The organism is Rhodococcus sp. GA1 (assembly GCF_024321955.1).
GTDB lineage: Bacteria > Actinomycetota > Actinomycetes > Mycobacteriales > Mycobacteriaceae > Rhodococcus > Rhodococcus pyridinivorans.
The window spans coordinates 3962615-3983886 of the sequence record NZ_CP097186.1; the positions used below are offsets into that span (position 1 = coordinate 3962615).

A 21272-nucleotide genomic window follows, 5' to 3' on the forward strand; every position below is an offset into this window, starting at 1 on the left:
ACACCCGGCGCGGCCGCTTAGACTGTTCGGGTGTCGTCGCAAAGCCAGCAGTCCAGACCGGTCGTCGTCGTCGATTTCGGAGCTCAGTACGCGCAGCTGATCGCTCGGCGCGTTCGTGAGGCCAACGTCTACTCGGAGGTCGTGCCCCACACAGCCGGTGTCGAGGAGATCGCGGCGAAGAACCCGCGCGCGGTGGTGCTGTCCGGTGGCCCCGCCAGCGTGTACGAGGAGGGCGCACCGCGTCTCGATCCCACGCTGTTCGATCTCGACGTCCCCGTCTTCGGCATCTGCTACGGCTTCCAGGCGATGGCGCAGGCGCTCGGCGGCACGGTCGCGCACACCGGCTCGCGCGAGTACGGCCGCACCGAGCTGTCGGTCTCCGGAGGTGTGCTGCACCACGGTCTGCCCGAGACGCAGCCCGTCTGGATGAGCCACGGCGACGGCGTCACCGAGGCCCCCGAGGGCTTCGAGGTCACGGCGACCAGCGCCGGTGCCCCGGTCGCGGCGTTCGAGGACCGCGCCCGTCGCCTCGCCGGTGTCCAGTACCACCCCGAGGTGCTGCACTCGCCCCACGGCCAGCAGGTGCTGAGCCGGTTCCTGCACGACATCGCCGGAATCCCGGGCGACTGGACTGCAGCGAACATCGCCGACGCGCTCGTCGAGCAGGTCCGCGAGCAGATCGGCGACGGTCGTGCCATCTGCGGCCTGTCCGGCGGCGTCGACTCCGCCGTGGCGGCCGCGCTGGTGCAGCGCGCCATCGGCGACCGCCTGACCTGTGTGTTCGTCGACCACGGCCTCATGCGCGAGGGTGAACGGCAGCAGGTCGAGAAGGACTTCGTCGCCGCGACGGGTGCCCGTCTGGTCACCGTCGACGCGTCCGAGACCTTCCTGCGCGAGCTCGCCGGCGTCACCGACCCCGAGACCAAGCGCAAGATCATCGGCCGCGAGTTCATCCGTTCCTTCGAGGGCGCGGTCTCCGAGGTGCTCGGCGAGGGTGCCGACAAGGGCGAGACCGTGAAGTTCCTCGTGCAGGGCACCCTGTACCCGGACGTCGTGGAGTCCGGCGGCGGTTCCGGCACCGCGAACATCAAGAGCCACCACAACGTCGGTGGACTTCCCGAGGACCTCGAGTTCGAGCTCGTCGAGCCGCTGCGTCTGCTGTTCAAGGACGAGGTGCGCGCGGTCGGACGTCAGCTCGGTCTGCCCGAGGAGATCGTCGGCCGCCAGCCGTTCCCCGGCCCCGGCCTCGGCATCCGCATCATCGGTGAGGTCACCCGCGAACGCCTCGAGATCCTGCGCCGCGCCGACTCGATCGCCCGCGAGGAACTCACCTCCGCCGGCCTCGACGGACAGATCTGGCAGTGCCCGGTCGTGCTGCTCGCCGACGTCCGCAGCGTGGGCGTGCAGGGCGACGGCCGCACCTACGGACACCCGATCGTGCTGCGTCCGGTCTCCAGCGAGGACGCGATGACCGCCGACTGGACGCGCCTGCCCTACGAGACCCTCGAGCGGATCTCCACTCGTATCACAAACGAGGTGACGGAGGTCAACCGAGTGGTGCTCGACGTGACGAGCAAGCCCCCGGGAACGATCGAGTGGGAGTGATTTCCGCTCGCCGTAAGCGGTGAGACGACGTCCCCCGGACCGGTCAGGTCCGGGGGACGTCGCGTAGGTGGGGGTGGTTATCTCCGGCGGTTGGGGAGGAAGACCAGCACCGCTCCGATCAGCAGGGCCGCGCCCACCAGGACCCATCCGAGGTCGACGGCGGCGAGGAACTCGACGGAGAACGGCCCGATCATGGCCCATCCGCTCACGACCAGCGCTGCCAGTGCGGCGAGCAGGAGCAGGAGCGACGGTCCCTTGCGGGTGCGCTCGGTCCGATCCTCGGTGTGTGTTCCGGTTTCGTGATCAGCCACGACGCACCTCCAGAGATCCGAATTCCATGTTCGCGTTCAGGTCCAGGACCGGCCCGTCGTCGACTCCGTCGGCACCACCGTCGATGCCGGGGGCGGGGCATCCCCTGATCTCACCGGGACCGACCGTGCAGTCGGCGCGGACGTCCAGGTTCTCCGGCAACAGCACCTCGACGCTGCCGAACCGGCCGTCGACCTGCACCGTGCGGTCCTCGGTGAGTTCGAGTCCCCGCAGATCGAGGGTCATCGCCCCGAACTGGAAGCTGTATTCGGACTCGAGCTGATCGGTACTGGTCGGAGCCCAGGTCCGGTCGCCCCAGTTGGAGGTGTCGACCGGGCCGGCGATCGAGGCGAGGACGACGAATCCGAGGAGGGGGCCGGTGACGACGAGCAGTCCGTGCCCGCGGTGCAGGAACGCGCCGATCAGCAGGCCCAGACCGACGACCGCGAGGGCCGCGGCACCCACCCGGGCGGGGGTCACCCAGGCCAGGTCGGCGGCGGCACCGAGCGCGCCGGTCACCGCAGCGGCGATCACGGCCAGTCCGAGAACCGTCGTGGTCAGGCGCGAGCGTCGATTCGTGACGATCGCAGGTTCGTGCTTCGGTGCCGGTTCGGGCAGATCCCATGCGAACGGGGCGACCCCGAGGGGATCCCATGCCGGCGGTGCCGAACGGTGGGGGGAGAGCGCGTCGACATCCGGGAGCGGAAGGTCGGTGTCCTTGCGGTCGGTGTCCTTGCGGTCGGTGTCCTTGCGTAGGTCGGGCATCGGGGACGTCTTCCTCTCAGTCGTCTCGGTGGGCGCTGTGGAATCGGTGCCCGAAGCAGGGGTGTCCGAGGCGTCGGTGGTGCTCAGGACCTCCGTCGCGTCGGTGGTCTGCGCAGGCGGGGTTGCCGCTGTGCTGGTTGTCTTTGTGCCGGCTGCCTCTCCGCCCGGTGTCGTCGTGGCCGCCGGACCCGCCTGCATGTGCCATGCACCGGTGTGTGCGCCCCACGGGGAGCAGTACGCGTTCGTCACCGGAGGCTGAGGAAAGGCCGCCTGGGTGGGGAAGGAGGTTCCCTCGGGCGCCGGCAGCACCGGCGGTTCGGGACGCCGCTGATAGAGCAGCCACCAACCGCCGAGCAGCAGGAGCGTTCCGATGAATCCGGAACCGCCCGAACCCGCACCCACCGGACCGATGGCACCCGCCGCGATCGCCAGGGCCACGAGGAGTACGACGACCTTGGTGGCCGAGTCCGAGCTCGCACCCCGCCCGACGAGCGATTCGAGCGAGGATACCTGGTCGCCGTGACGGGGGAACATCAGCCAGGCGGCCAGATAGAGGACGAGACCGCCACCGCCGAACAGCGCCGACGCGACGAAGACGACACGGATCAGCACGGGATCGACGCCGTAGCGCACTCCGATACCCGAGCACACACCCGCGATGTGCCCCTCCTTCGGCAGACGCACGGGGCGGGTCCGCCACATGTCCGCCACCTGGTCCTGAAAGCTCCTCGTGTCCATGGCACCCATCCTGCTGGGCTTCCGCGCGCGGCACATCAGGGACCAACCCTGATTTCCGAGGGCCCGATCGGAACCCGGACATCAGGGTTCGTCCCCGATGCCGGGCCGGCGATCTCCGTGCCAGTATCGAGGTGTGCAACCGGTACCTGGATTACCCGTGACCGTTCCCCGCCTCGAACGACGGGTGGGCGGTCGCATCGTGGGCGGTGTGGCCGGCGGTATCGCCGACCATCTCGGCATCGACGCCACCAAGGTGCGGGTCGCGTTCACAGTGCTCGCCGCCCTCGGCGGGTTCGGGATCGCGGCCTACGGCTTGCTGTGGATGTTCGTGCCCCCGGGCTCCGACACCGATCGCCCCACCGGCCCCGAACGGCGCCGAGCCATCGGCCTCGCCTTCATGGGTATCGGCCTGGCGGTGGGTCTTTCGTGGCTGTTCAGTGGTGGTGCCGCCGGGGTGGTGCTGCCGATCGTCGTGGTGGTCGTCGGTGCGGCGCTCGTATGGCGTGAATTCGACGTCGAAGGCCCCCGATCGGTACTCGGTCTGCCCGCACATCCGACGGTCCTCACATGGGCCCGCGTACTCGGCGGCCTGACCCTCGTCGTCACCGGACTCGGAGTGATGGTCATCGCGCAGGTCGACGTCGCGGCGCTGCGCTCGTCGCTGGTCGCCGTGGTGGTCACGCTGGTCGGTGCCGCCCTGCTGTCGGTGCCGCTGTGGATCCGGATGTGGCGTGCCCTCGAGACCGAGCGTGCCGCCCGGGTGCGCAACGAGGAGCGCGAGGAGATCGCGTCGCACCTGCACGACTCGGTACTCCAGACCCTCGCGCTCATCCAGAAGCAGGCCGGCGACCAGCAAGAGGTCGTGCGACTGGCGCGCAGCCAGGAACGCGAACTGCGCCGCTGGCTGTTCGGTGGGGACGAGACGCCGAGCACCTCGCTCGCCGAGACGCTGCGCACCATCGCCGGTGAGGTGGAGGACCAGTACGGTCTGTCCGTTCAACCCGTCATCGTCGGTGACGTCGCGCCGGATGACAGCGATCTGACCCCCGAGGCCGCGACCGCCGTGCTCGGCGCGACCCGCGAGGCTCTCGTCAACGCCGCCAAGCACGCCGGGGTGGACAGCGTCGACCTCTTCGCGGAGGTGGAACCGCATCAGGTGAGCGTGTTCGTGCGCGATCGCGGCGTCGGATTCGATCCCGACGAGGTGCCGGCCGATCGGCAGGGTCTGGCCAAGTCGATCCGGGCGCGCATCGAACGTCGCGGCGGCCGGACGGTCGTGAAGTCGAGTCCCGGAAAGGGAACCGAGGTGCGCATCCATGCACCGCGCGCCGGCCGGACGGAGACCGAACGCGAACAGGACACCGAGTCGACCTTAGAGTGGGGGGTGAACGACCCCCACCCCGAGGAGCAGACACAGTGACTTCGATTCCGGCGACATCGTCCGATGCCACCGAGAACAACCGTCCCTATCGTGTCTTCCTGGTGGACGACCATGCGGTCTTCCGCTCCGGAGTGCGCGCCGAACTGGGGCGCGAGGCCGACATGGAGATCGTCGGCGAGGCCGGGGGAGTCGCCGAGGCCGTCGCCGGGATCGAGGCGACCAAGCCGGATGTCGTGCTCCTCGACGTCCACATGCCCGACGGCGGCGGCGTCGCCGTCCTCCAGCGGATCCCGGACGGGCCGGTCTGCCTGGCGCTCAGCGTGTCCGACGCAGCCGAGGACGTCATTGCCGTCATCCGCGCCGGCGCCCGCGGGTACGTGACGAAGACGATTTCCGGTCCGGATCTGGCCGACGCCGTCCGGCGGGTCGCAGGGGGAGACGCCGTGTTCAGTCCGCGTCTGGCCGGTTTCGTGCTCGACTCGTTCACCGGCCGGTCGGCCGCGCCGGAACCGCCCCTCGATCCCGAGCTCGACTCGCTGACGCCGCGGGAACTCGAGGTGCTGCGCCTGCTCGCTCGCGGCTACACCTACCGTGAGATCGCCGAGGAACTCGTGATCTCGGTGAAGACCGTCGAGACGCACGCGTCGAACGTGTTGCGCAAGACGCAGCAGTCGAACCGCAACGCGCTGACCCGTTGGGCACACCGCCGCCGCATCGACTGAGCGTGACCGGTGCTCGTCGTGCCGATGCCGGCGGCGTGCAGTTCTCGTCGCTCGCGAGCGAAATCATCGACGAGGACTGCGCAGCCGGCGCAGATCAGACGACCAGCGCGATGATGACGGCGACGAGCAACGCCACCAGGATCACCGCGATCATCGCCGCCATCGCCAGGGGTGCATAGGCGACGATGCGGTCCTGCGGGTTGTCGGGCACGGGGCCCTTCGGGAGCAGGCGGTCGAGCAGATCCGCCGGGGCGAAACCCTTCGCCGACTTCTTCGGACCACCGGTGGCCTGCGTCGCGGCACCGAGGGGGCGGTCGACGAAGGAACCACGGGGGCGTGCGGGTTCGGCGAAGTGCGCGGAACGCTGTGCCCACGACGGGATCGTGCCGTCCTCGTTCTGGATGGGACGGCCGCGCAGCGCCGCCGCCGATCCGCTCGGTCCGAGGACCACGCGGGCGAGGAGATCGCGCGCCTGCGCCATCGTCGGGCGTCGCGCCGGATCGGGCTGGAGCATCTCGAGCAGGGGCTCGGTGAGCGGACCGGTGTGCGTGGGCATGATGATCTCCGCCCGCGCGACCCGGTGCAGCAACGCGATCGAGTCGGTCTCGAAGCCGAAGGGCGGTTGCCCCTCCACCGCGGTGTAGAGGGTGGCGCCGAGCGAGAAGACGTCGCTGGCCTCGGTGGGATCGTTGCCGCGCGCGACCTCGGGTGCGAAATAGGCGGGGGTGCCGATGATCACGCCGTCGGGGTCGTTGTCGCCCTTCGCGCGAGCGATGCCGAAGTCGCTGATCTTCACGATGCCGGCGTCGCGGCCGCGTTCGGCGATGAGGATGTTGCCGGGCTTGACGTCGCGGTGGACGATCCCGGCGGCGTGCGCGGCGGTGAGGGCGTCGGCGACGTTCGCGCCGATCTGCGCCACCACGTACGGCGGGAGAGTGTCGACGACGTTCATCACCTGCGCCAGGCTGCGGGACGGCAAGTGCTCCATGACGAGCCACGGTTCGCCGTAGTGCAGAGCCATGTCGTACATCGAGATGGCGTGCTCGTGGGCGAGTTGGGCGGCGGCCCGGCCCTCCCGGAGCGCGCGGCGGCGAAGATCCTCGGCCTCGTCGGGATCGAGGTCTGCGGTGGAGATCACCTGCTTGACGGCGACGTCGCGGCCCAGACGGTTGTCGCGGGCGAGCCAGACGGCACCCATGCCGCCACCGCCGAGCTTGGAGTCGAGCCGATATCGACCGGCCACCAAGTGATCCGGTCCTACGGCCCGTCCTGCCCATGCCTGCTCCGCCACTCGATCGAGAGTAGTCGATCGGAGGTGTTCGCCCCGGCCGAAAAACGTGTGAGCTGCACTGTAGTCACCGTCGGGGGCGGTGCTCCCGGCTTGACGGGAAGGATTCGGGTCGGTTCTACTTGATGGGGATCGAAAGTATGTTCGAATAGAGTGCGAGCCGGGCCACGACTTCCCCGTGGTCGGCCGGTCGTGTGTGTCAGGCGGCAGGCGGATGACAGGGGTGACAGTGGGCGAGGTGGCCGAATTTCCGGTGGACGACGAGGAAGCGGGTCGCGCGGAGCGGATCGAAGCGTTGCGACGTCGGATCGCGGCAGTGCCGGCGCGGGGCGAGGTCCAGTCCGTCGCGCGAGGCCGGGTCGAGGCCCCCTCCGACCGCATCCTGCCCGTCCCGGCTCCGCTCGCGGAACTGTTGCCCCAGGGCGGATTGGTGCGTGGCAGCGTCGTCTCGGTCTCGGGGGCCACCTCCCTTCTCCTCGGGATGCTCGCGTCCGTGACTGCCTCGGGCGGATACGCCGCCGTGATCGGTCAGCGCCGGCTGGGTCTGCTCGCCGCCGCGGAGATGGGAGCCCGTCTGCACCGGTTGGCTGTGATCCCCGATCCCGGACCGGATCCCGTGGAGATCGCCGCGGTGCTGCTCGACGGGATCGACCTGGTGGTGTTGGGGCTCGGTGGGGCATCGGTGCCGCCGTCCCGCGCTCGTGCGGTCGCCGCCCGGGCGCGGAGCAAGCAGTCCGTCCTCGTGGTCACGGACGGTCGCTGGGAGGGTGCACACGTGCGACTGGAGGCGCGGGTCGACGGTTATCGGGGTGTGGACGGTCCCGGCCGGGACCGGCTGTGCGCGACCCGCTTGTCGGTCCGGGCGCACGGGCGTGCGTTTCCTCCGCGCGCCACCCGCGTGGAGGTGTGCGCCGGCCGCAGTGCCGTCGAATGGGCGAGTGAGGAGCGAAATCGGCTGGAGGACGGGCATTTCCGTAAAGCGGTCCGGTGAACGACTCGTCCTCTCGACGGGCGCCCGCGCGGGTCGTGGCCCTCTGGTGCCCAGACTGGCCCGCCGTCGCCGCCGCCACCGCCGCGGAGTTGCCCGCGACCGTCCCGGTGGCGGTGGTCTCGGCGAATCGTGTCGTCGCCTGCTCGGCCTCGGCGCGGGCCGCGGGTGTCCGGCGCGGCCTGAGACGACGTGAGGCGCAGGCACGCTGCCCGGAACTGCATGTGGCCCGCTCGGATCCCGACCTGGAAGCGCGGACGTTCGAGGTGGTGGTGGCCGCAATCGATGCGGTGGCCCCGGGCGTGGAGGTGCTGCGCCCGGGTCTGGTGGTCCTCGCCGCGCGCGGTGCAGTCCGGTGGTTCGGTTCGGAGGAGGCCGCCGCGGAGGTCCTGATCGACGCGGTCGCGGCGAACGGCGTGGAATGCCAGGTCGGTGTCGCCGACGAGTTGTCCACAGCGGTCCTCGCCGCGCGCCGGAACGCGCTGGTCCCGACGGGGAGGGGCGCCGAGTTCCTGGCGCCGCTGCCGGTCTCGTATCTCGCGGTGGAACCGGCGCTGGCGGCTCCTCGGCGGGCCGACACGGTGGATCTGTTGCGCCGTCTCGGTATCCGCACCATCGGAGCGTTCGCCGCGTTGTCCCCGATCGATGTTGCGTCACGCTTCGACGCGGACGTCGTCGCTGCGCACCGGAGCGCACGGGGCCTGCCGGAACGTCCCCCGTCGGGGCGGCCGATCCCTCCGGACCTGACGGTCGAGCAGCCCTGCGACCCGCCGGTGGAGCGGGTCGACGCCGCGGCCTTCGCCGGTCGCGCACTGGCCGAACTGCTCCACACCAGGCTCGCGGCAGCGGGAGTCGCATGCACGCGACTGCTCGTGACGGCACGCACCGGGGCCGGGGAGGAACTCGCGCGCACCTGGCGCTGCGCCGAGCCGCTCACCCCCGAGGGTACGGCCGATCGTGTGCGATGGCAGCTCGACGGATGGCTCACCGGCCGCAACACGAACCGGCCCACGGCGGGAATCGTGCTGCTACGTCTCGAACCGGTCGAGGTCGTGGCCGCCGGCGCGCTGCAGCTCGGGCTCTGGGGCGGTGTCGGCGACGAGGACGAACGCGCACGTCGGGCGCTCGTCCGAGTGCAGGGCCTGCTCGGTGGGGACGCCGTCCGGATCGGAGTGCTCGGCGGCGGCCGGGGACCCACCGAACGGATCGTCCTCGTGCCCGTCGGCGACGAGGCGATACCGCACTCCGACCCGGACGCACCGTGGCCGGGCCGGCTCCCGCCCCCGGCTCCCGCGCTGGTGTTGCACACACCTCCCGCGATCCGGCTGGACGACGACGTGGGGAATCCGGTCTCGGTGACCGAGCGCGGACTGCTCAGCGGGTCACCTGCTCGGCTGCGATGGGGAAGTCGCAGCTGGACGGTGATCGGATGGGCCGGTCCGTGGCCGGTGGACGAGTACTGGTGGGATCCGGCCGCCGCCCGGTGCGCCGCCCGTCTGCAGGTGCTGCTCGAGGAATCACGGGCCCTGCTGGTGTTCTTCGGCGCCGACGGCTGGCGGGTGGAGGGCGTCTACGACTGAGTAGGCTCGAGCATCATGAGATCTCCGGTCCTCACCGTCGCGCCGAACGGGGTCGCCCTGGCGTATCGCGAATACGCTGCGTCCCGCGAATCCGCGGGGTCCGCCGCCCGTTCCGTGCCCGTACTGCTGGTGCACGGGATGGGGGGTGACGGGCGCACATGGACCCGGTTCGCCGGAAACCTGGTGAAGGCGGGCCGACGGGTGATCACCGTCGACCTGCGCGGGCACGGACGCAGCGGCCGGGCCCCCTCGTACCGTTTCGACGAGTTCGCCGCCGACGTCGCCGGCCTGTGCGCCCACCTCGGTGTCGAGGCCGTCGATCTCGTCGGGCACTCGCTCGGCGGTCATGTGGGATCGCTGGTCGCGCAACAGAATCCCGGCCTCGTCCGGCGACTTGTCCTCGAGGAGACACCTCTGCCGTTGCGGGAGGGGGATCCGGTTCCGGAGGTGCCGGCCCACCGCCCGACTCCCGCGGAGTTATGGCACGCCGCGACCAGCATGGCGCTCAACCCGCGCGCGGTCACCGCCTTCGACCGCTCGATGACGCCGTCGGTCGTCGCCCAGTTTCACACGCCGAATCCGGTGTGGTGGAAGCATCTTCCGTCCCTCGACGCTCCGACCCTGCTGTTGCGCGGAGCGCGCCGCGGCAGCATGGTCGACCCGCGCCTGTTGACGGCGGCAGTCGACGCGCTGCCTTCGGCCTCAGTGCGGGAGATCGGCTGCGGGCACAGCATCCACCGCGACCGTGCCCGCGATTTCGCAGCGGCCGTCGTCCCGTTCCTCACGGATCGAACGGTTGCCTAGACTGGACGATCGTGCGCATCGCGACCTTCAACATCAACGGAATCCGCGCCGCACAGCGCCGCGGATTCGAGGACTGGTTGCGTGAGCGCAACCCCGACGTGGTGGCCCTGCAGGAGGTACGCGCCCCGGCGGCTGCGATCCCGCAGGGAGTCTTCGGCAAGTACCACCTCGCCTACGACGAGGGCACCCTTCCCGGCCGCAACGGCGTCGGAATCCTGACCCTGCACGAACCTGCCGCCGTGCGCACCTGGAGCGGCACCGCACTGCTGCGACTTCCCGGTGAGGAACACGTCGACCGGATCGAGTTCGATCGGGGAGCGCTGGCACGCGGACTGTCCGAATTCGCCCACGAGGGGCGGTACGTCGAGGTGGATCTCGCCGACGCACCGATCACCGTGGCGTCGCTGTACCTGCCGAAGGGCGGGCTCCCGGCGCACCTCCAGAAGCCCGGGCGCATGCGCGACGAACCGGACGGTGGGATGCGCTACCAACGCAAGATGCGGTTCCTGTCGGCCTTCGCCCGGCAGCTGACCCGTAGCCGACTCGCGGCGCGCGCCCAGGGGCGGGAGTTCCTGATCATGGGTGATTTCAACGTCGCCCACACGCGCTACGACGTGCGCAACTGGCGGCGTCGCGGGCAGGCCGAGGGCTTCCTGCCCGAGGAACGCGCCTGGTTCGATTCACTGTTGTCGCCGCGCACGCTCGTCGACGTCGTCCGCCGGCATCATCCCGAGGTCGACGGTCCCTACTCGTGGTGGTCGTGGCTGGGGGAGTCGTTCGCCTCCGATTCCGGGTGGCGGATCGACTACCACCTCGCCACGCCGCGACTGGCCCGGACCGCGATCTCCGCAGGGACCGACCGCGATCCGGCGCCGGACCGGAGGATCAGCGATCACGCGCCGGTCGTCGTGGACTACGACATCTGAGTGACTGTCGTGGACTACGACATCTGAGTGACTGTCGTGGACTACGACGTCTGAGCTTGATATGTAGGGCTCGTGGTCAGTCCATGGTGAGGATCTGACGGAGGGCGGTTCCGTCGGCCAGGGCGTCCATCGCCTCGTTGATCCGACCCAGCGGCAGACGGTCGGTGACGAGTCGCTCGACCGGCAGTCGCCCCTCGCGCCACATGTCCACGAAGCGGGGGATGTCGCGGGCCGGGACGGCGGATCCGAGGTAGCTGCCCACCAGTGAGCGGCCCTCGCCGACGAGAGCGGTGGGCGAGATCTCGAGCCGGGCGTCGGGGGCGGGCAGGCCGACAGTGATCGTAGTGCCTCCCGGTCCGGTGAGCGCGACCGCCGTGGCGAGCGCGGGCACGCTCCCCGCGGCCTCGATGACCAGCCGCGCCTTCACGCCCTGTTCGACGGCCTCGTCCGGTGAGAGGACGCGTTCGGCTCCCAGCGACCGGGCCGTATCGCGCTTGTCCGGGGAGGTGTCGACGGCGATCACGGTGACGTCGTCGTGGGCCAGCGCCACGAGCAGCGCGGCCATCCCCACTCCGCCGAGACCGACGACGACCAGCGTGTCCCCGGCCTGAGGACGAGCAGTATTGACGACCGCACCGCCACCGGTCAGCACGGCGCAACCCATCAGCGCGGCGACCTCGGCGGGGACGTCGTCGCCGACACCGACGAGCGACCGCGTGTCGACGACGGCGTGGGTCGCGAAGGCCGATGCTCCCAGATGGTGGTGGACGTCGTTCCCGTCGCGGTGCAGCCGCCGGGCGCCCGACAGCAGGGTTCCCGCCGCGTTCGCGGCCGATCCCGGGATGCAGGGACGGATGCCGTTGCTCGCGCAGCCCTCGCACTCACCGCAGCGGGGCATGAAGGTCATGACGACCCGCTCGCCGACGGAGAATCCGGTGGTGTCGTCGCCGAGTTCGACGATGCGTCCGGCCGCTTCGTGCCCGAGCAGCATGGGAACCGGACGAGGCCGGTTGCCGTCGACCACGGACAGATCGGAGTGGCACACACCGGCGCATTCGATCTCGACCAGCGCCTCACCCGGGCCCGGTGGGTCGAGTTCGAGAAGGTCCACGCTGAGCGGGGTGGACTCCTCGTACCGCCGTCGACGTCCGATCTCCTCCAGGACTGCTCCGGTGATCTGCACGAGTCTCCCTTCCGTAGAGTCGCGGATTCTCCGCCTCTAGCATCACGAGCATGACACTCACCCGGGCCGACCGCTTCCTCATCGGTGCTACCGCAGTCTTCCTCGTGTCCCAGGCGAACATCGGTCGGGTTCTCGGCTCCACGGCCCCGACGGTGGGCACCCTCCAGACCACCTTCTCGGCCGCGAAGTACCGAAAGATCCTCGACAATCTCGGTCCTGAGGAGATCGAGCGCTACCGGCAGCACTACTACTGGGACATGGTCCATCCGGCGACCTTCGCGATCGCATTGCGGGCCGGTGCACGATCGCTCGACGAACACCGCCCGCTGTTGCCGAGCACGCGTCGGATCCTGATGGCGGCGCCCGTCGTCGCCGCGGCGGGGGACTACGTCGAGAACGCCGTCGGCCTGTACCTGCTGGATCACCGCACCCGGATCGACGATCGGACGGTCCGGGCTGCCTCGACCGTCAGCGTCACCAAGTGGGTGCTGGCGCTGGGCAGTTTCGCGTACCTGTCGCAGGGATTCCTGCGGATGTGGGGCGGTGCGGCACAGCGGGTTCTTCGCCGCGGCTGACCGGTCACTGCGGGGTGCCGGGCCGTCACGAGGGTGTCCGGGCCACAATGTCCGCGTGACCACCATCTCCGCCCCCACCTGTTCCGCACTGTCCGCACTCGACGAGCCGCTGCCCGGTACGGCGGCCACCGCGCCCGGCTACGTGTGCCTCGAGGTGCCGACGGGCTGGGGCCGCGACGTGCTCGACGGCACCGCCCTCGGCGCCGAGTTGTCGGACGAATTGTCCGCCCGGGCGAAGGTCGCGGACGTGCGGATCCTGTTCATCCGGAGACCCGGCCGCGACGTGGTGCGGGAGACCCGGACCGTCCTGCTGGCCCGCACCGAACCGGAGAACATCTGGTGCGAGCGGCTCGAGATCACCGAGCCGGCGGAGCTGCTCGACATCGTCCCCCGTGTGGTCGCAGGTCCGGCCCCCGGTTTCGGCACGGCCGTGCAGGACCCGATCGCCCTGGTGTGCGCTCACGGAAAGCGGGACCGGTGCTGCGCTGTGCTGGGGCGCCCGATCGCGGCCGCTCTGACCGCCGAGTTCGGGCAGGACGTGTGGGAGTGCTCGCACACCGGCGGACACCGTTTCGCGCCGTCGATGATCATGCTGCCCACCGGTTACACCTACGGGCGGCTCGACGAGGACGACAGTCTCGCCGCCGTCCGCGACGCCGGGAAGGGCAAGGTCCACGCGGCCGGTCTGCGGGGTCGCAGCACCTGGGGTGCGGCCGGGCAGGCCGCCGAGATCGCGGTGCGCGAGGCGATCGACGAGTTCGCGATCGACGCCGTGACGGTCGAGGACGGGGACGAGCCGATCGTGCGTCATCGCGACGGCCGGGCATGGCAGGTCGGGGTGGAGACCTCGGAACTACCGGCCCGGCCGGCGAGCTGCGGTGCCGCGGCCAAGCCGGCGCGTCCCGTCGTCGCGACGACGATCACGCCGCTGTAGCGACACCCCGACCACCCGGCCGCTCTGCGGTTCAGTGATCCCGCCGCTCTGCGGTCTAGTGACCCAGTCCGACCTTCGCGTGCACGCGCTTCATCCACGCCGGTGCCCACCAGTTGGCCTCGCCCATGAGCTTGACCAGTGACGGCACGAGCAGCATGCGCACGATCGTTGCGTCGATGATCAGCGCGACGATCATGCCGACGCCGAGGAACCGCATGATCGACAGGCCGGAGATGGTGAAGGCCCCGGTGACCACGATCAGCAGCAGTGCAGCGGCGGTGACGACACGTCCGGTGCGGGCAATGCCGTACTCGACGGCTTCTACCGTCGTCGCTCCGGCCGCGCGGGCCTCCATCATGCGCGACATGAGGAACACCTCGTAGTCGGTCGACAGGCCGAACACCACGGCGAGGATGAGGACGACGAAGGTCGGCTCCATCGCCGCGGGAACGACGTGCAGCCACGAAGCACCGTGGCCCAGCTGGAACACCCAGGTCAGCACGCCGAAGGTCGCGGCGAGACTCAGTGCCGCCATGAGCACCGCCTTGATCGGCAGTGCCACCGACCCGAATGCCAGGAACAGCAGCACCAGGGTCGAGAGCACCATGATCGTGATCATCCAGGGGAGCGAATCCGAGACGGCCTGGTTGGCGTCGTCGACGAGAGCCCGGCCGCCGCCGACGAGCAGGTCGGTGCCGTCCGGCACGTCCAGGGCGCGCAGTTCGCCGGTGATCTCGCTCGCCCGTGCGGTGCCGTCCACGCCCTGAGCGTAGAGGCCTTGCAGGACCACCACGTCGGACTCCTGCCCGACGATGACGGTCTGCGAGATGCCGTCGACCTTGGCGACCTCGGTGGACACCGTGCGCACGGCAGTGCTGTCCGGGGCCTGTCCGTTCTCACCACGCAGGACGAGCGTGGCGCCGTTGCCGGTGCTCGGGAACTCGTCGAGCAAGGTCTGGGTGGCTGCGCGGGCCTGGCTGTCCTCGGGCAGGGCGGTGTATTCGATCTCCCCGAACCGTGCTTCGAACAGGGGCGACGCGAGTACGAGGAGACCGCCGGTGATCACCACCGCGATCAGGGCGGGACGGCGCACGACCTTGCGGACGACCCCACCCCAGAAACGACGTGCCCGCGCTTCGGCGCGGGTGGAGGTCTCACGGTCCCAGGTCCACGCGTTGATGCGGTGGCCGAGCATCGTCAGCAGGGCGGGAACCGCGGTCAGCGACAGGACGGCGGCACCGAGGACGGCGGCCATGGCACCGAGGCCGAGCGACCGCAGCACCGTCTGCGGGAAGACGAGCATGCCCGCGAACGCGCAGATCAGCAGGGCAGCGGAGAACATCACGGTGTGACCGGCGGTGGACATCGTCCGCTTGACCGCCGAGGTGACGTCCGAACCGGCCGCGAGTTCCTCGCGGTAGCGGCTGACGATGAACAGGCCGTAGTCGATCGCCAGGCCCAGACCGATCAGCGACGTGATGTTCAGCGCGTACGACGACACCTCGGTGAAATTCGACAGCAGGCGCAGGGTGGCGAGGGACGAGAAGATCGCGAGCACACCCACGAAGACCGGGACCGCGGCGGCGATCACCCCGCCGAAGATGAACACCAGCAGCACCAGCGTGATGGGCACCGCGATGAGCTCGGACCGGACGAGATCGCTCTCCAGGGTGTCGGTGAACTCGATCGCGACCACGGTGTTGCCGGCGAACTGCGATTCCACGCCGGGCACCTCGAGCAGGTCGAGGGCTTCGGGGAAGCTCGCGGCCGTGAGCCCGGAGTTCGCGCCGAGCGTGATCGAGGCAGCCACGCTGCGTTGGTCGGTCGACAGCAGCAGTTGGTTCATCGGCGGCGGAGCGGTCCAGTAGGTCTGGATCGACTCGGCGGGGACGGCGTCCTGGAACTCGGCGAGGGTTCTTTCGATGTCGGGACGGATGTCGTCGACCGTGCGTCCCTCGGGTGCGGTGTAGAGCGCGATGATGTCCGCGGCCTGCGACCCGAAGTTCTCGTAGATGATCTGCTCGACCTCGACGGCCTCGCTGTTCGGGTCGTAGTAGCCCGTGCCGGTCAGCTTGCCGAAGATCCCGACGCCCCAGGCGCCGGCGAAGAGCACGACGAGCAGCACGATCGCCAGTACCCATCGGCTCCTGGTGACGACGATCTCGGCCCAGCGACTCATGCCCACTCCCGGTTCCGCTGACGATTGTGACGATCGGCAACTGTACTGGCGTGGAGTGGGAGGGCTTTACCCTGCTCGGCCGGAACGGGCACGAGATCAGGGGAGGAAGAAGGTGGACCGACGCGCCGGATGCCTCACGGCACGGTGCGCAACGTGGCTCCAGCCGGACGGTATTCCACGAAGGCGGTTTCTCATTGGCTCCGGGGCGTACGCGACGCGCCGATCCACACTCCTCAACAGGGGTGGGCGGGGATCCATTCCCCGCCCTGCCGGACGTGACCGGGTTCACCCGCCGTCGTGGGCATGGTGGGCCGTGCCGGCCACCTGCGTCACCTCGTCGGCGCCGACCACCACGAACTGCCCCATCATCCCGGCGTCCTCGTGTTTGAGCAGGTGACAGTGGTACATGTACGGCATCGCCGGATCGGTGTGGCTACCGAACGGAACGAGCAGCCGCACCGTCGCCGCCGGCGGGATGAAGACGGTGTCCTTGCGCCCCGCCAGGGACGGATGGTCGGGACTCATCCCGGTCATGCCGAGGATCTCGAACTGCACGTCGTGGATGTGGAAGTTGTGGATCGTGCCGCTGGCGTTGGTCACCTCCCACAGTTCCGTGGTGCCGGCGACGATCACCTCGTCGATCCGGCTCATGTCCATCTCGCGATCGTTGATGGTCGTCGACGACGTCAGGTCGATGCGGCGGGTGTTGCTCGGCTCCCCGAGCTCCGGGAGGGTCGTCAGCTTCTCCGGGATCGCGGCCGACGACCCGAGCACGGGTGCCGCCCGCAGTTCGAGGACGTCCAGGCGATCGTCACCACCGGAGAAGCGGTCCTGGAAGAAGCCGGCCTTCAGCTCGGGTGGGGTGCTGCGCAGCACGTGGCTCGAACCTGCTTCCGGCCGGACGACGATCTCGGCGCGCTCACCCGGCGACAGCTGGAGGCTGCGGACGGCCTGCGGTTCCTCGAGCAGACCGCCGTCGCTGCCGACGACGAGGAACGGCATCCCGGTGTCGAACGAGAAGTTGTAGACGCGCGCGTTCGACGCGTTGAGCACCCGGAGCCGGACCGTCTCGGTGCCGACGTCCAGGAACGGTCGCGGTGTGCCGTTGACGAGGATCTCGTCGCCGAGCGTCCCGACGTCGGCGAAGATCGCGTTGCTGTCGTCGAGCTGATCGCCCTCGAACTTCCGGTCCTGGACGATGAGGGGGATGTCGTCGACCCCGTAGTCGTGGGGGAGCGGCGACGTGCCGGGTTCGTCGATCAGGAACATGCCCGCGACACCCCGGTACACGTGCGCGGCGGTGGAACCGTGCAGGTGCGGGTGGTACCAGAGGGTCGCGGCCGGCTGATCGACGGTCCAGTACGGCGACCATGTCGTTCCCGGCTCGATCGGCTGGTGCGGTCCGCCGTCCATCGCCGCGGGCAGGTGCATGCCGTGCCAGTGCATCGTGCTCGTCTCGTCGAGTTCGTTCGTGACGTTCACGCGCACGTTCTCACCCCGCACGGCGCGGAGGGTGGGCCCGAGATAGCTGCCGTTCACTCCCCACGTCCGGGTGTCGGGGCCGTGCCCGAGGTCGGTCGTGCCGCGCTGCATGGTCAGGTCGAACACGCGTGTGCCGTCGGCGTCGACGGTGCCCGACTCGACGGGAGGGATGCGCAGGGCGGTGTCGAAGTCGACGCGTCCGGTGGTGTCGATCGCGCGCGTGGTCCACGCGTGGACGGCCAGGCCACCGATGACCGCCACGAACGCGAGGAAGAGCACGAAGGGTATGGCGAGCAGACGCACCAGGAGTTTCACGACATCCATGCTCGTTCTCCCGCACTCTCGGCACATCCGGCGTGGCACCGGATTTCATGGTGGGGGAGAACCCTGAGCGACCCTCAGGAAACGCTGTGCAGGCGCGCCGCCTGCCGCACGAGATGGTCCCGCTCGGGGACGCTGGTCGCCAGGTGTGCGGCCTCCGTGTAGAGCCGGGCCGCCGTGGCCGTGTCGCCGGCGCGTTCGTGGAGATATGCCGCGGCCGCCGTGTACCGAGGCAAGCCGGGGTCGAGTTCGGCCAGCGCCGCGAGACCGGCCTGCGGTCCGTCCGCCTCACCGAACGCGACGGCGCGGTTGAGGCGGGCCACCGGGTTGTCGGTGAACCGCAGGAGCTCGTCGTACCACTCGACGATCTGCACCCAGTCGGTCTCCTCCGCAGTGCGTGCGTCGGCGTGAAGGGCGGCGACGGCGGCCTGTGCCTGGAACTCGCCGAGCCTGTCGCGGGCGAGTGCGGCCTGCAGGATCTCCACGCCCTCCGCGATCATGCGCGTGTCCCACAGGCTGCGGTCCTGTTCGGCGAGGGGGACGAGACTGCCGTCCGGCCGGATGCGCGCCGCTCGCCGGGCGTGGTGGAGCAGCATCAACGCGAGCAGACCCGACACCTCGGGGTGGTCGATCACCGCTGCCAGCCGGCGCGTGAGCCGGATGGCCTCGGTGGCCAGGTCGACGTCACCTGAATAACCCTCGTTGAACACGAGATAGAGCACCCGCAGCACCGTCGCGACATCGCCCGGCCGATCCAGCCGGACGTCCGCGATCGTGCGCTTGGCCCGGCTGATGCGTTGGGCCATCGTCGCTTCCGGGACGAGATAGGCCTGCGCGATCTGCCGGGTGGTCAACCCACCGACGGCCCGCAGGGTCAGCGCGACCGCCGACCCGGGCGTGAGCGACGGGTGGGCACACAGGAAGTACAACGCGAGGGTGTCGTCCACCGGTGTGCCCGGACCGGGCCGGGGCTCGGCGTCGACGAGGATCTCGCGGCGCCGGCGGGATGCGTCGGCGCGTACGGTGTCGAGGAATCTGCGCCACGCCACCGCGACCAGCCAGCCCTTCGGGTCGCGTGGCGGATCCTCCGGCCACACCCGCAGGGCTTCGACGAGCGCGTCCTGCACGGCATCCTCGGCCGCTGCGAAATCCGCTCCGCGGCGGACGAGGATGCCGATCACGGTGGGGACGAGCGTGCGCAGCAGAGCCTCGTCCACGTCTACTCCGTGACGGTCGGCGGCTCGGACATGAACGGGCGCACCTCGAGCCATTCGTGGATCGGCTTCCCGCCGGCTCCCGGCGCGGCCGACAGTTCGGCGGCCAACTCCAGTGCCCGGTCGTAGCTGTCGACGTCGATCACCATCCACCCGGCGATGAGATCCTTCGTCTCCGGGAACGGCCCGTCGGTGACCGGGGGACGTCCCTCACCGTCGTAACGGACGAAGGTGCCCTCCGGGGAGAGCGCCTGCGCGTCGACGAACTCGCCGGTGCTCTCGAGACGGGCGGCGAAATCCTGCATGTACCGGATGTGGGCCGACACCTCGTCCGGCTCCCACTGATCCATGGGTACGTCGTTCACCGCTGCCGGGGCGCCGCGGTAATGCTTGAGCAGCAGGTACTTGGCCATGATGTTCTCCTCCGTGCGGTACGGCCCATTGTGGCCGCGTTCATGGAGGAGACGGAGCCGCTTCCGGATTCTCGACATCCCTCCGCGAACGATTCGAGGTTAGGGTCGCGGCATGCGTATTCATCTCGGACCGGGCCACGACGAACACCTCGCCACCGCGATCGTCTCCGGCGGTGGAACCCTCTCCGAACTGGACGAGGCCGACGCCCTGGTGTGGGACGGCAGCGCCGAGGAATTCCCGGATCTGCCCGACCGAGTCCGCTGGGTGCAGCTCACCTACGCGGGTATCGAACCGTTCTTCCGGGCGGGCGTGATCGACGACCGCCGGCTGTGGGCGAATGCGTCCGGTGTGTACGCCGACAACGTGGCCGAGTACGCGGTGGGAGCGCTGCTCGTGGGGTTGCGGCAGTTCCACGCCTCGGTTGCCGCGAAGCGGTGGACCAAGGACGTTCTCGACCCGCGGGTGCGGACCCTCCACGGCTCGACCGTGGCCATCGTCGGATGCGGCGGTATCGGCCGGGCGATGATCCCGCGCCTGCACGCCCTCGGCGCGTCCGTCGTCGCGGTCAATCGTTCGGGCCGTCCCGTCGACGGCGCGAAGGTCACGCTGCCGGCCGACCGCACGTCGGAGGTGTGGTCGATGGCCGATCACTTCGTCGTCGCCGCACCCGCGACCGCCGAGACCGATCATCTCGTCGACGCCGCCGCGCTCGCGGCGATGCCCGGGTCGGCGTGGCTTGTGAACGTCGCGCGGGGCAACCTCGTCGACACCGACGCGCTGGTGAAGGCGCTCGGGGACGGTGCGATCGCCGGGGCGGTCCTCGACGTGACCGATCCCGAACCGTTGCCCGACGGTCATCCGCTGTGGGATCTCGACAACGCCGTGATCACACCGCACATCGCCAATACGCGCAGCCGGCTGACGCAGACGTTCGCGCCGACCCTCGAGGAGAACGTACGCCGGTTCGCCGCGGGTGAGGAGTTGATCGCCCGGGTCGATCCGAACGCGGGTTACTGAGGCCGTTCGGCCGCCTTCTTGATCGCGGACAGGCGGCGGTCCCAGCCTGCCCCCACGGCGTCGATCGCACGCCCGACCGCGCTCAGCCGCGATCCGACGGCGGAGAAGCGGATCTCCCGTCCGGCGCGCTCGGAGGTCACGAGACCGCACCGTTCGAGCACCGCCAGATGCTTGGCGATGGCCTGACGGGAGACCGTGAACTCGGCCGCGAGCCCGGACGCCGACGCCGGGGATCGGCCCAGTCGCTGCAGGATGCGCCACCGGGTGTCGTCGGCCAGGGCCGCGAAGACGGGATGCAGGTCGGCGGAGAACTCAGCGTCGGGCAACGCTTCCGTCCTTCTCGAGATGGTGCTTGGCGATCTCCAGTTCGGTGGTCCAGCCCCGGGAGTTCTCCTCGAAGCGGGTGCGGCGTTCGCTCGCGTCGCCGGGCATGGAGTCGAATCCGGTTTCCGTGACGCGTAATTCGGTCGTGTCGGTGTCGAGGGCGGTGAGCCGGAACTCGACGAGGGTCGACGGGCTGTCGGGATCGGTGTGGTCGGCGAGCCAGCGGAAGGCCGCGTAGTGCGGTTCGTCGAGGGTCACGGTGCGGAAGACGAAGGCGCCGTGGACCGGATCGTGCACGGTGGTGAGATCTCCGTCGTGTTCGAGGCGGTGCTCGGTCCACTCGTTGTCGTTGATGTACCAGCCGGGTTCGGCCACGAGTGTCCACACCCGGTCCACGGGGGCGTCGATGGTGATGTCGCGTTCGATGCGGTCGAGTTCGTCGGTCATGATTGCCTCCTTCGATGGGAATGCAACTCCAGGGTTGCACTTGCTGGCCCGTGATGCAACCCCCTGGTTGCAGTCG

At 69.8% G+C, this 21272-nt stretch carries 20 protein-coding genes; 10 read left to right on the forward strand and 10 right to left on the reverse strand.

Annotated elements, in window-relative coordinates:
* Positions 1–30: 30 nt before the first annotated feature.
* Positions 31–1605: a glutamine-hydrolyzing GMP synthase gene (guaA, locus tag M3330_RS18490; RefSeq protein ID WP_006550081.1), complete on the forward strand. Its 1575-nt coding sequence runs from the start codon at positions 31–33 to the stop codon at positions 1603–1605.
* A 77-nt stretch (positions 1606–1682) separates the two neighbouring features.
* Here guaA and M3330_RS18495 read toward each other — a convergent pair whose 3' ends face one another.
* Positions 1683–1916 carry a hypothetical protein gene (locus M3330_RS18495; protein ID WP_006550082.1) on the reverse strand — a complete coding sequence of 78 codons (234 nt, stop codon included), beginning with the start codon at positions 1914–1916 and terminating at the stop codon, positions 1683–1685.
* The gene (locus M3330_RS18500) at positions 1909–3417 is read right to left on the reverse strand and encodes a PspC domain-containing protein (protein WP_255025874.1); all 1509 of its coding nucleotides are present in this window, start codon (positions 3415–3417) and stop codon (positions 1909–1911) included. The genes M3330_RS18495 and M3330_RS18500 overlap by 8 nt, the downstream gene beginning before the upstream one ends.
* A gap of 97 nt (positions 3418–3514) precedes the next feature.
* Here M3330_RS18500 and M3330_RS18505 point away from each other — a divergent pair, with 97 nt between their 5' ends.
* Both M3330_RS18505 and M3330_RS18510 read left to right on the forward strand, forming a co-directional pair.
* Complete coding sequence (locus M3330_RS18505) at positions 3515–4837, forward strand: ATP-binding protein (protein ID WP_051121489.1); 1323 nt, start codon at positions 3515–3517, stop codon at positions 4835–4837.
* The gene (locus M3330_RS18510) at positions 4834–5520 is read left to right on the forward strand and encodes a response regulator transcription factor (RefSeq protein WP_006550085.1); all 687 of its coding nucleotides are present in this window, start codon (positions 4834–4836) and stop codon (positions 5518–5520) included. Before M3330_RS18505 ends, M3330_RS18510 begins: the two co-directional genes overlap by 4 nt.
* A 94-nt stretch (positions 5521–5614) precedes the next feature.
* Here the strand turns inward: M3330_RS18510 and M3330_RS18515 are convergent, their stop codons facing one another.
* Entirely contained in the window at positions 5615–6763 is a 1149-nt protein-coding gene (locus M3330_RS18515) for a serine/threonine-protein kinase (RefSeq protein WP_019288573.1), read from the reverse strand.
* A gap of 274 nt (positions 6764–7037) precedes the next feature.
* Here M3330_RS18515 and M3330_RS18520 point away from each other — a divergent pair, with 274 nt between their 5' ends.
* The 4 genes from M3330_RS18520 to M3330_RS18535 are packed head-to-tail and all read left to right on the forward strand — an operon-like array spanning position 7038 to position 11106.
* A complete protein-coding gene (locus tag M3330_RS18520; protein ID WP_006550087.1) occupies positions 7038–7799 on the forward strand; it encodes a hypothetical protein in 762 nt (253 codons plus the stop codon).
* Positions 7796–9376 carry a DNA polymerase Y family protein gene (locus tag M3330_RS18525; RefSeq protein ID WP_037216093.1) on the forward strand — a complete coding sequence of 527 codons (1581 nt, stop codon included), beginning with the start codon at positions 7796–7798 and terminating at the stop codon, positions 9374–9376. Before M3330_RS18520 ends, M3330_RS18525 begins: the two co-directional genes overlap by 4 nt.
* 15 nt (positions 9377–9391) lie before the next feature.
* Positions 9392–10180 (forward strand): alpha/beta fold hydrolase, encoded by a 789-nt coding sequence (locus tag M3330_RS18530; protein ID WP_006550089.1) that lies wholly within the window; start codon positions 9392–9394, stop codon positions 10178–10180.
* 11 nt (positions 10181–10191) lie between these two features.
* A complete protein-coding gene (locus tag M3330_RS18535; protein ID WP_006550090.1) occupies positions 10192–11106 on the forward strand; it encodes an exodeoxyribonuclease III in 915 nt (304 codons plus the stop codon).
* A 76-nt stretch (positions 11107–11182) separates the two neighbouring features.
* Here the strand turns inward: M3330_RS18535 and M3330_RS18540 are convergent, their stop codons facing one another.
* Complete coding sequence (locus M3330_RS18540) at positions 11183–12289, reverse strand: alcohol dehydrogenase catalytic domain-containing protein (protein ID WP_019288569.1); 1107 nt, start codon at positions 12287–12289, stop codon at positions 11183–11185.
* A 50-nt stretch (positions 12290–12339) separates the two neighbouring features.
* Here M3330_RS18540 and M3330_RS18545 point away from each other — a divergent pair, with 50 nt between their 5' ends.
* Together M3330_RS18545 and M3330_RS18550 are read left to right on the forward strand one after the other, a co-directional pair.
* Entirely contained in the window at positions 12340–12864 is a 525-nt protein-coding gene (locus M3330_RS18545; RefSeq protein WP_019288568.1) for a hypothetical protein, read from the forward strand.
* 55 nt (positions 12865–12919) lie between these two features.
* Entirely contained in the window at positions 12920–13798 is an 879-nt protein-coding gene (locus M3330_RS18550) for a sucrase ferredoxin (protein WP_255025883.1), read from the forward strand.
* A gap of 55 nt (positions 13799–13853) precedes the next feature.
* On the opposite strand, the gene M3330_RS18555 is transcribed toward M3330_RS18550, so the two are convergent.
* From M3330_RS18555 to M3330_RS18570, 4 genes are all read right to left on the reverse strand, one after another.
* Positions 13854–15977: an MMPL family transporter gene (locus M3330_RS18555; protein ID WP_006550094.1), complete on the reverse strand. Its 2124-nt coding sequence runs from the start codon at positions 15975–15977 to the stop codon at positions 13854–13856.
* Between the two features lie 285 nt (positions 15978–16262).
* Positions 16263–17783 carry a multicopper oxidase family protein gene (locus M3330_RS18560; RefSeq protein ID WP_255025886.1) on the reverse strand — a complete coding sequence of 507 codons (1521 nt, stop codon included), beginning with the start codon at positions 17781–17783 and terminating at the stop codon, positions 16263–16265.
* A gap of 74 nt (positions 17784–17857) precedes the next feature.
* Positions 17858–18997 carry an RNA polymerase sigma factor gene (locus tag M3330_RS18565; RefSeq protein ID WP_255025888.1) on the reverse strand — a complete coding sequence of 380 codons (1140 nt, stop codon included), beginning with the start codon at positions 18995–18997 and terminating at the stop codon, positions 17858–17860.
* 2 nt (positions 18998–18999) lie between these two features.
* Positions 19000–19407, reverse strand: coding sequence for a YciI family protein (locus M3330_RS18570; RefSeq protein WP_006550097.1), 408 nt, complete (start codon positions 19405–19407; stop codon positions 19000–19002).
* 112 nt (positions 19408–19519) lie between these two features.
* Between M3330_RS18570 and M3330_RS18575 the strand changes: the two genes are divergently transcribed.
* Positions 19520–20425, forward strand: coding sequence for a D-isomer specific 2-hydroxyacid dehydrogenase family protein (locus tag M3330_RS18575; RefSeq protein WP_006550098.1), 906 nt, complete (start codon positions 19520–19522; stop codon positions 20423–20425).
* Here the strand turns inward: M3330_RS18575 and M3330_RS18580 are convergent.
* A complete protein-coding gene (locus M3330_RS18580) occupies positions 20419–20751 on the reverse strand; it encodes a helix-turn-helix transcriptional regulator (RefSeq protein ID WP_006550100.1) in 333 nt (110 codons plus the stop codon). The genes M3330_RS18575 and M3330_RS18580 overlap by 7 nt on opposite strands.
* Positions 20738–21196: an ATPase gene (locus M3330_RS18585; RefSeq protein ID WP_255025894.1), complete on the reverse strand. Its 459-nt coding sequence runs from the start codon at positions 21194–21196 to the stop codon at positions 20738–20740. Before M3330_RS18585 ends, M3330_RS18580 begins: the two co-directional genes overlap by 14 nt.
* Positions 21197–21272 lie beyond the last annotated feature (76 nt).

What these genes read in the sequence shown, in the direction of transcription:
- M3330_RS18500 (WP_255025874.1), bottom strand. Translation starts at nt 3,417, where the DNA reads ATGGACACGAGGAGCTTTCAGGACCAGGTGGCGGACATGTGGCGGACC.
- M3330_RS18505 (WP_051121489.1), top strand. Translation starts at nt 3,515, where the DNA reads ATGCCGGGCCGGCGATCTCCGTGCCAGTATCGAGGTGTGCAACCGGTA.
- M3330_RS18530 (WP_006550089.1), top strand. Translation starts at nt 9,392, where the DNA reads ATGAGATCTCCGGTCCTCACCGTCGCGCCGAACGGGGTCGCCCTGGCG.
- M3330_RS18545 (WP_019288568.1), top strand. Translation starts at nt 12,340, where the DNA reads ATGACACTCACCCGGGCCGACCGCTTCCTCATCGGTGCTACCGCAGTC.
- M3330_RS18555 (WP_006550094.1), bottom strand. Translation starts at nt 15,977, where the DNA reads ATGAGTCGCTGGGCCGAGATCGTCGTCACCAGGAGCCGATGGGTACTG.
- M3330_RS18560 (WP_255025886.1), bottom strand. Translation starts at nt 17,783, where the DNA reads ATGGATGTCGTGAAACTCCTGGTGCGTCTGCTCGCCATACCCTTCGTG.
- M3330_RS18570 (WP_006550097.1), bottom strand. Translation starts at nt 19,407, where the DNA reads ATGGCCAAGTACCTGCTGCTCAAGCATTACCGCGGCGCCCCGGCAGCG.
- M3330_RS18575 (WP_006550098.1), top strand. Translation starts at nt 19,520, where the DNA reads ATGCGTATTCATCTCGGACCGGGCCACGACGAACACCTCGCCACCGCG.
- M3330_RS18585 (WP_255025894.1), bottom strand. Translation starts at nt 21,196, where the DNA reads ATGACCGACGAACTCGACCGCATCGAACGCGACATCACCATCGACGCC.